We start from the raw sequence: 13,746 nt of genomic DNA, 5'->3' as shown, positions 1-13,746 counted from the left end.
ATTTTTTGACAATTAAAAGGAGTATTACATGTTTTGTTTAATATACTATTAATGAAACGTGATGTAGAAAGGTGGAAACCAATGTTTGAAAAATTGTATGATGAGCATGAAAGTGTGAAGGTACGATTTTTAGGGTTTATGACACATGATACACGTTATGATTTTGGTGTTATTTATACAAATATGTTTTTTGGAAAACCGCTCATTGTTTGTATGCAAACAGGAAGGTCTACTTTACTCGGAAGAGATGATGTAGAGAATGTTCAATATATACAGGAGATTTTTAAATTAGGATCAGAAGAGGAAGCGAAGGAGTTAGCTCAGTTTTTCAAATTTCTAGTTCCGTCAACTTCTTTACATGCGGAATATGAAGAATAATTAATGTGAAACAGTCGTACTTATAAATATGGCTGTTTTTTATTTGAATATCGCATACTAATTAAAATTTAAAATATTTAATGTGTTATACTAAAAACCTATTGACGTAAAAAGTATAACATATTAAAATAAAGACAGAAAGTTAAGCGGTTACAAAAAAGTTTTTGGGATTATAAACTTAGGGGGAAATGAAAAATGGGAACAATCGTATGTCAAGATTGTGAAGGTACAATTGCACACTTCGAAGATGAGAAAGTAACGGTACTTTACGGGAAATGTGGATCTTGCGGATGTGATCACACAGAGCATACAAAAGCCCAATAATTGATAGGAAATGGACAGCTAAAAGTTTTTAGGACCATAAACTTAGGGGGAAATGAAAAATGGGAACAATCGTATGCCAAGTATGTGAAGGAACAATCGGACATTTTGAAGATGAGAAAACGACAGTACTTTACGGAAAATGTGGAACAAATTGTGACTGTGCTAGAAAAGATAATGCGAAAGCTTAATGATAGATAAATAGATTACTATTAAAACTCAGGGGGAAATGAAAATGGGAACAATCGTATGCCAAGTATGTGAAGGAACAATTGGACATTTTGAAGATGAAAAATCAACAGTACTATACGGGAAATGTGGATCTCATTGCGAATGTGACCATAAAGAACATACAAAAGCTTAATAATAAGAAAAAGCGCCTACATGTGTAGGCGCTTTTTTAATAAATTGTAGTTGTATGGCCAACTGTTGCAACGATTGCATCATCTCTAATTGGAATAAAGCTTATGGATGTCTGTGGTGTACTAGAAGAAGCGTATTGGCTCATTATACGGCTATCTATACGGGTAATAGTATCGGTCAAAAAAGCTGAAATAAAAGCGTAAGGGACTCGTCGTTCATTTAATGAATAAATAATTTCTTCTTTTGTTTTTACACCTACGCCATGTCCGTAAAAAAAGAAATTTCCTAAATAGATTGTGTTTTCTCCTTGCCACTCAATCGTAGCTGGATTCACTTGTGGGTTTTTAAAGTAAACGAGGTCACCTGGAACAAGATCGCCACCGTTTTTTGTTATGAGTCTTAGATCTTGATCGTAGTCCCATGTATAAAGTAAAAGGTTTGCAAATAGACGATTGAAAGTTTCTTCCTCATACAATGATAATAAAGCTTTATAAAAAATAATGATCATAGCGGTTGCGCATTCAGTTCCATATAGTTTTCCGTTTTTGAAAATATCTTGTATGGCAATAGAAGGTGGTATGTTTGGAAGAAGCTCGAATCCTCCAAGGGATGTTCTTTTCCAATACTGGGGGTTGCAAAAGGATTGTTGAAATGTGCGAAACTGAAATCCACTTTGAAAAAGTTCTAGTGCAGAGATAATAATATTAACTCGTAAATTGAGATCAAAGCTGAGTTCATCAGCTGTTCGGAAGGAATAAACTTCTTGATTTCCTGCCATTATTGATAAAATTTGTTGTTTCTCTGCTGCAAATGGCTCATATTCATTTGTAATATAAGGATGTACAATAGAACGGCCTATTACAATCATAATAGTATCCCCACCTATACGTTACATTCTTTAGTATCGTATGAAGAAAAGGAAAAAAGGTGAAAAAAAAGCCTATCAACTGATAGGCTTGTACTCTTTAATAACACGTAATGTTTGTAATGTCATATCTTCAGGACCTTGTACAGGTAAACCTGCTTCTAAGTTTTTACGAATATACTCTAAGTTTTCTTGTGTAATAATTTCCCCCGGAGTAAAGATTGGAATCCCTGGCGGATAAACCATAACAAAATCAGCTATAATACGACCCGCTGCATTTTCAAATGGAATGACTTCTGTTTCCGAATAAAAAGCATCTCGAGGAGAAAGTGCTAGCACTGGAATTTCTGGAATCTCTACTTGTACTTGAACACCTTTATCTGCCCTATTTCTAAATGTTGCTGCTAAATCTTGTAATGCTGCAATAAGTGTATTTGTATCACTTTCTGTGTCTCCTAAAGTGATAAGACATAGTATGTTGTATAGATCTGAGAGTTCTACTTCAATGTTATATTGCTCTCTAAGCCATACTTCAGCTTGGTGGCCGGTAATACCTAAATCTTTTACAGATACAATTATCTTTGTAGGATCATAGTTAAAGGTAGCATCTGTACCTAACATTTCTTTTCCAGGACAGTAAAGATGCTCAATAGAATTTATAGCATCACGAACATGTTCAGCTAATTGTATTGTTTGTTCTATGAGTGCTGTTCCTTCTGTAGCAAGACGTTTTCTCGCAACATCAAGTGATGCTAACAAGATGTAAGAAGTTGATGTAGTTGTAAGCATGCTAATAATAGATTGGACATGTTTTACATTCACCAAGCCTTCTTTCACATTAAGAATAGAACTTTGAGTTAAAGAGCCTCCTAATTTGTGAACACTTGTTGCTGCCATGTCTGCACCAGCTTGCATCGCTGACATCGGCAATTCATCGTGAAAATGAATATGAACACCATGAGCCTCGTCGACTAGTACAGGGATGTCATAAGAATGTGCTAATTGTACAATCTGTTCTAAGTCTGCAGCAAATCCAAAGTACGTTGGGTTAATAACAAGTAAGCCCTTTGCATCTGAGTGCTCTTCAAGTGCTTTTTTGACAGATTGAATTGTGATTCCATGAGAAATACCGAGTTTCGGATCGATTTCAGGATGCATGAAAATCGGTTTTGCACCTGAGAAAATAATAGCTGACATTACTGATTTATGCACGTTTCGTGGTACTAGGATTTTGTCACCAGGACCGCAAACGCTCATCACCATTGTCATAATAGCGCCACTTGTACCTTGAATAGAAAAGAAAGTATGATCTGCACCGAATGCAGCGGCTGCTAAATCCTGTGCTTCTTTAATCATACCTTTTGGATGATGTAAATCATCGAGTGGCGCAATATTAATTAAATCAATTGCTAATGCATTATGCCCAATAAATTCGCGAAATGTAGGATCCATGCCCTGTCCTTTTTTATGACCAGGAATATGGAATTGAATTGGATTTCGCTTACTGTGCTCAACTAAAGCGGTAAACAATGGTGTTTCGTATTGGGACAATCTATACACCCCTTCTTCTTCATAATATTTAGTATAATTTGTTTTATATAATCCTGCTCTAAAAAAGGTAAGTTCTTTTTTTAGAATGAGGCTTGTTTTTCTGCCATTCAAAAAATCGGTTTTGAGATGGTAGCTTCACTTTATTTTCTATAAAACAAAAGCATTATATCACCAATAATTATAGATGTATAGAAAAAAATATTTTTAAGGTGAGTATGTTTAATAGTTAGCCTCAACTAATGAATAGAGGAAGACAATTCCATTAAAATGAATAAATAGTGTATAATGCAGAGTGGCTATAATGAAGAATAAAATATTCTCTTTAAGATAGCATAATGAAACAAGAAGAAATGATAAATGAGGTGCGAAATGGAATATCAATATCCGTTAGATTATGATTGGTCAAATGAGGAAATGGTTATTATTGTGAAGTTTTATGAAGCAATTGAGAAAGCTTATGAAAAAGGAATTATAAGAGAAGAATTAATGGGTTTATATCGTCGTTTTAAAGAGATTGTTCCATCGAAAGCAGAAGAAAAGAAAATTGATAAAGAGTTTCAAGAAGTAAGTGGATACTCTATATATCGTGCTATTCAAAGAGCAAAGGAAGTCGAAGAACAAAAGTTTGTAAAAATGTAAAAAATATTTTGAAAAATAAAAACTGAAGTGATATAATGTGATAACAACTAAAAACGGACAATATAAATTGTCCGTTTTCTACTATCGATTACAAAGTGCATATAAAGGAAGGAGTGATTGCATCGTAGATTCAATCTTAGCAAGGAATTGTTCGTTGGTCATTGCTGAAAACTCCTCTGGTGATATATGAATACCAACTAATAATTCTGCTTTTTTTACAGTAGCTAGTCGTTCAATCATCTTTTGTAAGTCTTCGGTTTCAAGTGTTTTATGTAATTTCACACTTGGTTTAGTATGGTCAATGGACCAAACGAAGTCATTTGGAATATTTGTTTTTAAATCATTTAAATGTTCTAAGAAGGCATGAGCCGTCTCAACTTTTTGTGGACACTCATAGATTAAACCAAAGTATATGAAGGCATGAGTACCCCATAAGCCGATTTGGAAATGCGGTAGCATTTTATATCCTCGTTTATTTGTTGAAAAAGCAACCCAAGTATCGTTTGGTGGATTGACTTTGCGACGTGCGTGTTTTGCAACATGATAAAAAAAGTTCTCATCAGTGTGTTGGGATAAGTATTCTGCAAATTGTTCCCCTAAAGCTTCTAGCTTAGGATGAATGTTCGTTTTAATTGCACTCATTCGTTCTTCGAGACCATCAACTGTAAAGACATCAAAATCAGTTGACTTGAATGTTTGTATTGTCATGATTGTTCCTCCAACTCCTATTTTGCTTTTATTTTAGCATAGCTTGTACTATTCATAAAAAAAACAGCACAAAAAAATTTAAATAAAAAAATATAATTTTGTTGCATAGATGATTTATCCAACATAGTATAGTATAAAACAAAAAATCAGAAAATTTAATTAATTCTAGTCCGAGGGCAGACGAATATTGGGAGGAGGCAAATAATATGAGACAGGTGATTAATGCGTTAAAGAGAACAGATGCCGAAAAGAGAATACCGGTGCTACGTTTGGAGCTAGATTATGAATTAGCAACTTTATATGATGCGATGATGGAAGATGATAAACAGAAAAAAGAAGAGTGTGTACAAAAGTTAGAAGTGTTAAGACTTGAAATGATTCGTTTAGAAGCGTAATAATAGTATATGTATAAAAAATTAGTTGGTGCGAACCTTATAAAGGGTTCGTTTTTTCTGTGAACAGTAAAGATCGGAGTGTTTAAACATGCAAGAAGTATGGAAAGACATCGATGCACACGCCAAACGGTGGATTCGGGATGCAGGAGAGCATTTAATAGCATCCATGAAAAAAGCACTTATTATAGAAACAAAATCCAATGCAGCTGACTTAGTTACAAATATGGACCGAGAGATAGAACAGTTTTTAATTGGGAAAATTAAAGAAACATTCCCGAATCATAATATTTTAGGAGAAGAAGGTTATGGAGACGAGATAACGTCTTCTGACGGGGTTGTTTGGTTAATTGATCCAATTGACGGCACGATGAACTTTGTTCATCAAAAAAGAAATTTTGCAATTTCAATTGGGATTTATGAGAACGGTATCGGAAAGATTGGACTTATTTATGATCCAGTACATGATGAACTATATCATGCAGTCAAGGGATCTGGAGCTTTTTGTAATGATATATCAATTCCTCAATTGGAAAAAGGAACTGTAGAGCAAGGTATTGTAGCTTTAAATGCGATATGGCTTACAGATAATCCATTGCTTAATATGGAAAGTATGATGGCACTTGTTAAGAAAGCAAGGGGCACGAGATCGTATGGTTGTGCAGCGTTAGAGATGGTGTACGTTGCAACAGGAAGAATAGATGCATATGTAACGCCGAGATTATCACCATGGGATTTTGGCGGAGGACAGATAATTGTAGAAGAAGTTGGAGGGAAGGTAACGACATTCTCTGGAGCGTCACTTTCTATCATAGAGAAGAACAGTGTGCTAGTTGCAAAACCAGGAGTGTATGAAGAAGTGTTATCTTTTATATCAGAGCCACAAAAAAAGTAAGAGGCTATGTATAAGCTTCTTACTTTTTAGCGTTATTGTGATTTGCGCATTTTTCTTTTTGTTACAAAACCGTATCCAACTGCAACAAATGTACCGATAATGCAAATAATAATACCGATTGGACTATTTTCAGCAATCATAATGCCGATACCGATTAAGAAAATAACACCGATAATTGCGGTTAATAAAAAGCGATATTGAATGTGTTCCATTTCTTCACCCTCCAATCTCATTTTACTTTCACAAAAGTAAGAATACAACTATATTTTCATTCTTGCTTTTATTTTAATTGCTATTGTATCCCCTTCGCTCTTATAATAGAGAAGGATTAAAAAGACATTAGGAGTTGGACATGTTGAAAAAACGACAAGATTTACGTAATATAGCAATTATTGCCCACGTTGACCATGGTAAAACAACACTTGTTGACCAGTTATTACGTCAAGCGGGGACATTCCGTGCGAATGAACATATTGAAGAACGCGCAATGGATTCAAATGATCTAGAAAGAGAACGCGGTATTACAATTTTAGCGAAGAATACAGCGATTCACTATGAAGATAAAAGAATTAACATTTTAGATACACCAGGTCACGCTGACTTCGGTGGAGAAGTAGAACGTATCATGAAAATGGTTGATGGTGTTCTACTTGTTGTTGATGCATATGAAGGTTGTATGCCACAAACACGATTTGTTTTAAAGAAAGCTCTTGAGCAAAACTTAACTCCAATCGTTGTTGTAAACAAAATTGACCGTGACTTCGCTCGTCCTGATGAAGTAGTTGATGAAGTAGTTGACTTATTCATCGAACTTGGTGCAAACGAAGATCAATTAGAGTTCCCAGTTGTATTTGCATCAGCAATGAACGGAACAGCAAGCTTGGATTCAAATCCGGCAAATCAAGAAGAGAATATGAAATCATTATTCGATACAATTATCGAACATATTCCAGCACCAGTTGATAACAGCGAAGAGCCACTTCAATTCCAAGTAGCACTTCTTGATTACAACGACTACGTTGGACGTATTGGAGTTGGACGCGTATTCCGCGGTACAATGAAGGTTGGACAACAAGTTGCTTTAATGAAAGTTGACGGAAGTGTAAAACAATTCCGCGTAACGAAATTATTCGGTTACATTGGATTAAAACGTCAAGAAATTGAAGAAGCAAAAGCTGGAGATTTAGTAGCTGTTTCAGGTATGGAAGACATCAACGTAGGTGAAACGGTATGTCCGGTTGAGCATGAAGAGGCTTTACCATTATTACGTATTGATGAGCCAACGCTACAAATGACATTCCTTGTAAATAACAGCCCATTTGCAGGTCGTGAAGGTAAATTTATTACATCTCGTAAAATTGAAGAGCGTCTTCGTTCACAATTAGAAACAGATGTAAGTTTACGTGTAGATAATACAGATTCTCCTGATGCATGGATCGTATCTGGACGCGGGGAATTGCATTTATCTATCTTAATTGAAAACATGCGTCGTGAAGGTTATGAACTACAAGTATCTAAGCCTGAAGTAATTATTAAAGATATCGATGGCGTAAGATGTGAACCTGTAGAGCGCGTACAAATCGATGTTCCTGAAGAATACACTGGTTCTATTATGGAATCAATGGGTGCACGTAAAGGTGAAATGTTAGATATGGTGAATAACGGAAACGGTCAAGTTCGCCTTACTTTCATGGTTCCGGCACGTGGTTTAATTGGTTACACAACAGAATTCCTAACATTAACTCGTGGTTACGGTATTTTAAACCATACATTCGATTGCTACCAACCAGTACATGCTGGACAAGTGGGTGGACGTCGCCAAGGTGTTCTAGTTTCACTTGAAACAGGAAAAGCATCACAATACGGCATTATGCAAGTTGAAGACCGTGGTGTAATCTTCGTTGAACCAGGTACAGAAGTATATGCTGGTATGATCGTAGGAGAACATACTCGTGAGAACGACTTAACAGTTAACGTTGTGAAAATGAAACAACAAACTAACATTCGTTCTGCAACGAAAGATCAAACTTCAACAATGAAAAAACCACGCTTAATGACTCTAGAAGAGTCATTAGAGTACTTAAACGATGACGAGTTCTGTGAAGTAACTCCAGAATCAATTCGTTTACGTAAAAAGATTCTTGATAAGAGCGAACGTGAAAGAGCTGCTAAGAAAAAGAAATCTGTAGAAGCATAAAAAATAAAACAGCTACCTTTAAGGTAGCTGTTTTATTATGTTTATTTTTTTTAGAATATTTACTCTTTTTAGTGGACAGTATTTTTTTCGCAGGTTACTCTTGTATTAAGTACATAAAGAAATTTTGTTTTTTATGAGAAGGGGGGGATAAATAGTGTTAGAAAGAATGTCTTTTTTTGCGAAATTATGTAAAGTTGATGAAAATCCAGAGTTAGGAATGTGGTTACTTTATGGGACGATTATTATATTAAGTGCTCTCGTCTATAATTTAGGATTTGCTAGAAAGTTGTCTGTACTAAAAAATATAGTAATATACATATCATTAGCAATTGGATGTACAGTATTAACCTTTTTTGCTGTATTTTTACCTGTTGGAGAAGGGCTTGTTGTAGCGGCAATTGTACTTGGAATTTATAGATTGCGTTTGCGTCAAGCGAAACAACAAAAAGCAGGGTGAGGGGGCGAAGTTTTATGCGTTCAGTACAAGATGCACTATATAATTGGTTAACAATTAAAACAGTTGCGGAAGCACGTCCGGATGATAGTGCTGCAAAAGAAACGTATTTGTTATTTCAAAATATGATATATGAAGAACATAAATTAAAAGATGTGGAAGTTAAAAAGAACGAGGAAATGTATTTAATTACATATGAAATGAATGGGGAAAGGAAATCTGCAAGGTTTCCGCTAGAAGCCATTGATTGTTTCTTGGATCAGATGAACCGCGAGCCAGAAAAATATAAATAAGTCCTTATCTATATGAGTAAGGACTTATTTACATTTTACCAATCGTCTTCGACTTTTTTATCACGATATAATCGGAAATTACCACTTGCATGACGTTCCATTGTACGCTCTGCAATTCGTTCCGAACATTCCATGCACATATATGTATGAATAGGGCGATTACGCAGTTTTTTTGCCGTAGGATTTTCATCATCTAACATATCTTTTTTATCACAAATCATACATTTGACTCTCATTTCGTCACCTCAATACGAATTCTATCAGTATAAGTATATCATGGAAGTATAATGTTTTTGAATAATAGTGGGAAAAAATAATATTTTCGCAATTCGAAAAATAAGTTATGATAAGGATATACCAAGTATGTTTGGAGGTGAAAATATGGCGAATGTAGTAGAGCCTACTTTAACAGAGGGTTTAGTACAAACGTTGCGTAAAGAGTGTATTGTGATGATAGCAACGACAGATTTCGAAAAACAAGTTCCTAACGTAAGTGCTATTTCTTGGGTGTATGCAGTGAGCAAAACTAGTATTCGATTTGCAGTAGATCAACGTTCACGTATTGTGGAAAATATAAGGCATAATACAGGTGTAGTATTGACTATAATGGCGAATGAATCCGTATTTTCCATAAGTGGTGCAGGTGAAATTTTGACAGATAGAATGGAAGGTATTTCTTTGAAATTAACTGTAATAGAAGTTAATGTGCAAGAAGTACGTGATGTTATGTTTTATGGAGCGAAACTTGCAATTGAACCAACATATGAAAAAACATACGATCTTCGGGCGGCCAAAAAGCTGGATAACGAAGTACTAGTAGGAATAAGAGAATTATAAATGTGCTAAATAAGAAATTCGTTTATTCACTTTTGTAATCGGTTATTGTGATTTAACGTTAATAATTATAATAAAAAGTAATATATTGAATAGAAATGAATAAAGAATAAATAAAAGGTTTAATGACTATGATTTTCGATTCTACCTCGTTTACACGGTACATATAATTATAACAATGGTTCGTCCATATTTTATGGATGAAACCCTTGTTCTACAAATTTAAAAGTGGAGTCAGGGGGTAACAGGTTGGATAAAATTTATGTGTTAGATACGAATGTACTTTTGCAGGATCCTTTATCTATTTTTTCATTTGAAACCAATGAAGTAGTGATTCCAGCAGTTGTATTAGAAGAGGTTGATTCGAAAAAACGTTATATGGATGAAGTAGGACGAAATGCTCGTTATGTATCTAAGTTAATAGATAAATTTCGTGAAATAGGAAAGCTGCATGAAAGTATCCCGCTAGAAAATGGCGGAACATTTCGTATTGAATTAAACCATCGTTCATTTGTGCAACTACAAGATATTTTTGTAGAAAAAACAAATGATAATCGAATTTTAGCTGTAGCAAAAAATCTATCTTTAGAAGAACAGGAAAAAGAGGACGGGAAGTCTGTTATTTTAGTAAGTAAAGATGTACTCGTAAGGGTAAAAGCTGATGCAATTGGTTTGAAGGCTGAAGATTATTTAAGTGATCGCGTAATTGAAGTAGAAAATATATATTCTGGCTTTTTAGAAGGATATATATCAAAAGAACAATTGGATTATTTTTATGAGAAAGGTGAATTGCCTCTATCTGAAATTGCGAATCATCCTTTTTACCCAAATCAATTTGTAGTAATGAAAGATGCATTAGGGGGCTCTAGTTCGGCGCTTGGCATTGTGGATCACTTAGGTAAGAAGGTAAAGAAACTTATTTTTCACAATGAACAAGTATGGGGGATACGACCACGAAACGTGCAGCAAATTATGGGATTAGAATTGTTGCTTCGTGAAGATATTCCGCTTGTAACATTAACGGGGAAAGCCGGCACAGGAAAAACGTTACTTGCGTTAGCTTCGGGACTTATGCAAACAGAAGATTTAGGGTTATATAAAAAATTACTCGTTGCAAGACCAATTGTCCCAGTCGGAAAAGATATCGGTTATTTACCAGGAGAAAAAGAAGAAAAGTTAAGACCATGGATGCAACCAATTTTTGATAACCTAGAGTATTTATTTAATACGAAAAAGCCAGGAGAGTTAGATGCTATTTTAGCTGGAATGGGTTCGATTGAAGTAGAAGCCCTTACTTATATACGCGGGAGAAGTATTCCAGATCAGTTCATTATCATTGACGAAGCACAAAATTTAACAAAGCATGAAGTGAAAACGATACTAACTAGGGTAGGGGAAAAGAGTAAGATTGTATTGATGGGAGATCCTCAGCAAATTGATCACCCATATTTAGATGAATATAATAATGGCCTAACGTATGTTGTAGAGAAGTTTAAAGAACAGCGCATTAGTGGTCATGTGAAGTTTGTTAAAGGGGAGCGATCTAATTTAGCTCAACTAGCAGCAGATTTATTGTAAAAAGGAGTGAGCTTAAGCTCACTCCTTTTCTTTAAATAATTGTAAATTTACGGATGTTCCGGATTGGATTTTGTCGATTAGATCCATCATTGAAATAGAGATGAACAGGTCCGTCTTCTTTTAATGGCTTTCCTTCTTTTGAAAAGCCTAGTATAGCATTTTTGACAGTTTCTAATGGAAGTGTCATTGTATGATCTACCGTTTCAATTTCAACTTGCGTAGCGTCCTCTAAAATTTCAGCGTTAGCAAGGAATGGATGGAACGGAATACCAAATGTTCCAGTAATTAGTTGTTCTTTTTTATATTTCTTTACACTTTGTTGTATCGGCGGGAAGGCAGCACCATCACGAATTTCACGATCCCAATGTTCTGAAGTGTTTTTTAAATAAGTTTCTAGTTCAGACGTGTTTTCTCTAGTTTCATCAAAGTAAGTTGTCAAATCTACTTTTCGATCATCAAAGATCCAAACAGTTGGATCAATAGTGATTGGAAAACGTACTTTTCCGTTAATAAATAAAATTTCGCTCATTGTTGTTCCCCCATTTGTGTTATACTCCCACTTTTCAGTATAATAGCATTAGACACTGTTGTCACAAAAAATGTTTCTATTGCAATTTATTAAAACTATCGCTAATATTAATAGATAGGATAGAGGAGAGTAGGACGGAAACGGAGGGAATCAATTTGGCGTCTGAGACAGTAGCAAATCATCAGGAAAAGGCACTAGCCCTTCTACAAGCGGATGCAGAGAAGATTTTAAGACTTATTAAGGTGCAAATGGACCATCTTACAATGCCGCAATGTCCATTATATGAAGAAGTGTTAGACACACAAATGTTTGGACTATCCCGCGAGGTCGATTTTGCAGTTCGCCTTGGTCTTATTGCAGAAGAACAAGGGAAAGCAATGTTAGGTGAGCTCGAACGTGAGTTATCTGCACTTCATGAAGCGTTTACAAACAAACAACAATAACGGGTTCAAATAAGGGGGCTCAAACTAAATTAGTTTGAGCTTTTTATTTGTATAATAAAGCAGGAAGAATCAATGTACATATGGAATACAACAATAATTAAATTGAAACAGAAAGAGGAAATGAAATGAAAAAAGTATGGAAATCAATGGATTATTCATTGTTACTTCCTCTTGTTATCTTATGTGTGCTGGGAGTTATAATGGTATATAGTTCGAGTTCCATTGTTGCGATTTCGAGGCATAACTGGCCAGCAAATTACTTTTTTAAAAAACAATTAATAACTTTAGCTATTGGAACGGTATTGTTAGCAATTGTGGCTTCATTACCTTATAAGTTTTGGAGGAAACGAATAATTTTATCGGCAATGGGGCTAGGAAGTATTGCTTTACTAGCAGCAGCCTTGATTTTTGGTAAGGAAATAAATGGTGCAAAAGGTTGGATATTAGGTATACAGCCGGCTGAATTTGTTAAATTATCAATTATTATTATATTAGCTCGCTTTTTTGCAAGAAGACAAGAGACAAATACACCTGTTTTTAAAGGATCGGGACTTACACTTGGTTTTGTTGGAATGGCAATGTTTTTAATTTTAAAGCAAAATGATTTAGGTACCGATTTGTTAATTGCAGGAACAGTCGGGATTATGTTTCTTTGTTCAGGGGTACGGATTAACTTATGGATTAAACGAATTGTTTTAACTTCTATAGTATGGATTCCGGCGCTATATTTTCTGGCTAATTATAAATTAAGTGGTTACCAAAAGGCACGTTTTTCAGTTTTCCTTGATCCATTCAATGATCCTCAGAATGATGGATTCCAATTGGTAAATTCTTTTATTGGAATTGCTTCAGGAGGGCTAAATGGTCGGGGATTAGGAAATAGTGTGCAAAAATATGGATATTTACCAGAACCGCAAACAGATTTTATTATGGCTATTATATCTGAAGAGTTAGGTTTTATTGGTGTAGCTATTATTTTAATTTGCTTGCTACTTATTATTATTCGTTCATTCAGGATTGCTCAAAAATGTAAAGATCCGTTTGGAAGTTTAATTGCAATCGGAATTGCAAGTTTAATGGGAGTGCAAACTTTTGTTAATGTTGGTGGTATGTCTGGATTAATACCGCTTACGGGAGTACCTTTACCGTTTATTAGTTATGGCGGGAGTTCCTTAATAGCTAATCTACTTGCGATGGGAATACTACTTAATATTGCTAGTCATGTAAAACGAGAAGAAAAACAACAGAATAGTGTAATAAAAGAAAGAGAACAAAATGGACCACATCTTGTAGTTGTAAAATAAAA

The 13,746-nt window shown here is 34.9% G+C and carries 20 protein-coding genes; 14 read left to right on the top strand and 6 right to left on the bottom strand.

The genetic code is table 11. The features are described from left to right. Positions 1-81: 81 nt before the first annotated feature. From BUA87_RS20465 to BUA87_RS20450, 4 genes are all read left to right on the top strand, one after another. Complete coding sequence (locus BUA87_RS20465) at positions 82-378, top strand: DUF3055 domain-containing protein (protein ID WP_000462038.1); 297 nt, start codon at positions 82-84, stop codon at positions 376-378. 195 nt (positions 379-573) lie between these two features. Further along, on the top strand, positions 574-702 hold the full coding sequence (locus BUA87_RS20460; RefSeq protein ID WP_000536778.1) for a GapA-binding peptide SR1P: 129 nt from the start codon (positions 574-576) through the stop codon (positions 700-702). Between the two features lie 59 nt (positions 703-761). Then, positions 762-890: a GapA-binding peptide SR1P gene (locus tag BUA87_RS20455; RefSeq protein WP_000536803.1), complete on the top strand. Its 129-nt coding sequence runs from the start codon at positions 762-764 to the stop codon at positions 888-890. Positions 891-934: 44 nt separating this feature from the next. Beyond that, a complete protein-coding gene (locus BUA87_RS20450) occupies positions 935-1,063 on the top strand; it encodes a GapA-binding peptide SR1P (RefSeq protein ID WP_000536796.1) in 129 nt (42 codons plus the stop codon). Positions 1,064-1,099: 36 nt separating this feature from the next. Here the strand turns inward: BUA87_RS20450 and BUA87_RS20445 are convergent, their stop codons facing one another. Both BUA87_RS20445 and speA read right to left on the bottom strand, forming a co-directional pair. Then, positions 1,100-1,930, bottom strand: coding sequence for a protein-glutamine gamma-glutamyltransferase (locus tag BUA87_RS20445; RefSeq protein WP_000635337.1), 831 nt, complete (start codon positions 1,928-1,930; stop codon positions 1,100-1,102). A 75-nt stretch (positions 1,931-2,005) separates the two neighbouring features. Continuing rightward, positions 2,006-3,478: an arginine decarboxylase gene (gene speA / locus BUA87_RS20440; protein WP_000084899.1), complete on the bottom strand. Its 1,473-nt coding sequence runs from the start codon at positions 3,476-3,478 to the stop codon at positions 2,006-2,008. A 369-nt stretch (positions 3,479-3,847) separates the two neighbouring features. Here speA and BUA87_RS20435 point away from each other — a divergent pair, with 369 nt between their 5' ends. Then, a complete protein-coding gene (locus BUA87_RS20435) occupies positions 3,848-4,117 on the top strand; it encodes a UPF0223 family protein (protein ID WP_072940553.1) in 270 nt (89 codons plus the stop codon). A gap of 81 nt (positions 4,118-4,198) precedes the next feature. On the opposite strand, the gene BUA87_RS20430 is transcribed toward BUA87_RS20435, so the two are convergent. After that, positions 4,199-4,825 (bottom strand): YktB family protein, encoded by a 627-nt coding sequence (locus BUA87_RS20430; protein ID WP_000155318.1) that lies wholly within the window; start codon positions 4,823-4,825, stop codon positions 4,199-4,201. A gap of 206 nt (positions 4,826-5,031) precedes the next feature. Between BUA87_RS20430 and BUA87_RS20425 the strand changes: the two genes are divergently transcribed. Further along, on the top strand, positions 5,032-5,220 hold the full coding sequence (locus BUA87_RS20425; RefSeq protein ID WP_001250164.1) for a hypothetical protein: 189 nt from the start codon (positions 5,032-5,034) through the stop codon (positions 5,218-5,220). 88 nt (positions 5,221-5,308) lie between these two features. Further along, the gene (locus BUA87_RS20420) at positions 5,309-6,112 is read left to right on the top strand and encodes an inositol monophosphatase family protein (RefSeq protein WP_072940550.1); all 804 of its coding nucleotides are present in this window, start codon (positions 5,309-5,311) and stop codon (positions 6,110-6,112) included. Between the two features lie 32 nt (positions 6,113-6,144). Here BUA87_RS20420 and BUA87_RS20415 read toward each other — a convergent pair whose 3' ends face one another. Next, a complete protein-coding gene (locus tag BUA87_RS20415) occupies positions 6,145-6,324 on the bottom strand; it encodes a DUF5325 family protein (RefSeq protein ID WP_000400123.1) in 180 nt (59 codons plus the stop codon). 140 nt (positions 6,325-6,464) lie between these two features. On the opposite strand from BUA87_RS20415, the gene typA reads away from it, so the two are divergent. The 3 genes from typA (at position 6,465) to BUA87_RS20400 (ending at position 9,056) form a co-directional block, all read left to right on the top strand. Further along, positions 6,465-8,309, top strand: a complete 1,845-nt coding sequence (typA, locus tag BUA87_RS20410; protein WP_000914752.1) for a translational GTPase TypA — start codon at positions 6,465-6,467, stop codon at positions 8,307-8,309. Positions 8,310-8,463: 154 nt separating this feature from the next. Next, positions 8,464-8,766, top strand: a complete 303-nt coding sequence (locus BUA87_RS20405) for a YlaH-like family protein (protein WP_000893662.1) — start codon at positions 8,464-8,466, stop codon at positions 8,764-8,766. 14 nt (positions 8,767-8,780) lie between these two features. Further along, complete coding sequence (locus BUA87_RS20400) at positions 8,781-9,056, top strand: hypothetical protein (RefSeq protein WP_001258136.1); 276 nt, start codon at positions 8,781-8,783, stop codon at positions 9,054-9,056. A gap of 35 nt (positions 9,057-9,091) precedes the next feature. Here the strand turns inward: BUA87_RS20400 and BUA87_RS20395 are convergent, their stop codons facing one another. Next, a complete protein-coding gene (locus BUA87_RS20395; protein ID WP_002093346.1) occupies positions 9,092-9,292 on the bottom strand; it encodes a YlaI family protein in 201 nt (66 codons plus the stop codon). Between the two features lie 145 nt (positions 9,293-9,437). On the opposite strand from BUA87_RS20395, the gene BUA87_RS20390 reads away from it, so the two are divergent. Next, positions 9,438-9,893, top strand: coding sequence for a pyridoxamine 5'-phosphate oxidase family protein (locus BUA87_RS20390; RefSeq protein ID WP_000024600.1), 456 nt, complete (start codon positions 9,438-9,440; stop codon positions 9,891-9,893). Positions 9,894-10,139: 246 nt separating this feature from the next. Further along, positions 10,140-11,468: a PhoH family protein gene (locus BUA87_RS20385; protein ID WP_000358083.1), complete on the top strand. Its 1,329-nt coding sequence runs from the start codon at positions 10,140-10,142 to the stop codon at positions 11,466-11,468. Positions 11,469-11,499: 31 nt separating this feature from the next. Here the strand turns inward: BUA87_RS20385 and BUA87_RS20380 are convergent, their stop codons facing one another. After that, a complete protein-coding gene (locus tag BUA87_RS20380; protein ID WP_001289810.1) occupies positions 11,500-11,997 on the bottom strand; it encodes a molybdopterin-binding protein in 498 nt (165 codons plus the stop codon). Between the two features lie 155 nt (positions 11,998-12,152). On the opposite strand from BUA87_RS20380, the gene BUA87_RS20375 reads away from it, so the two are divergent. Beyond that, a complete protein-coding gene (locus tag BUA87_RS20375) occupies positions 12,153-12,440 on the top strand; it encodes an Fpa/YlaN family protein (RefSeq protein ID WP_000135694.1) in 288 nt (95 codons plus the stop codon). Between the two features lie 125 nt (positions 12,441-12,565). Next, positions 12,566-13,744, top strand: coding sequence for an FtsW/RodA/SpoVE family cell cycle protein (locus BUA87_RS20370; RefSeq protein WP_000758407.1), 1,179 nt, complete (start codon positions 12,566-12,568; stop codon positions 13,742-13,744). The last annotated feature ends 2 nt before the right edge of the window (positions 13,745-13,746 follow it).

Source organism: Bacillus sp. bc15, assembly GCF_900142585.1.
GTDB lineage: Bacteria > Bacillota > Bacilli > Bacillales > Bacillaceae_G > Bacillus_A > Bacillus_A cereus.
Note: the sequence above shows the minus strand (reverse complement) of the source record. Positions and strands in the feature narration are given on the sequence as shown.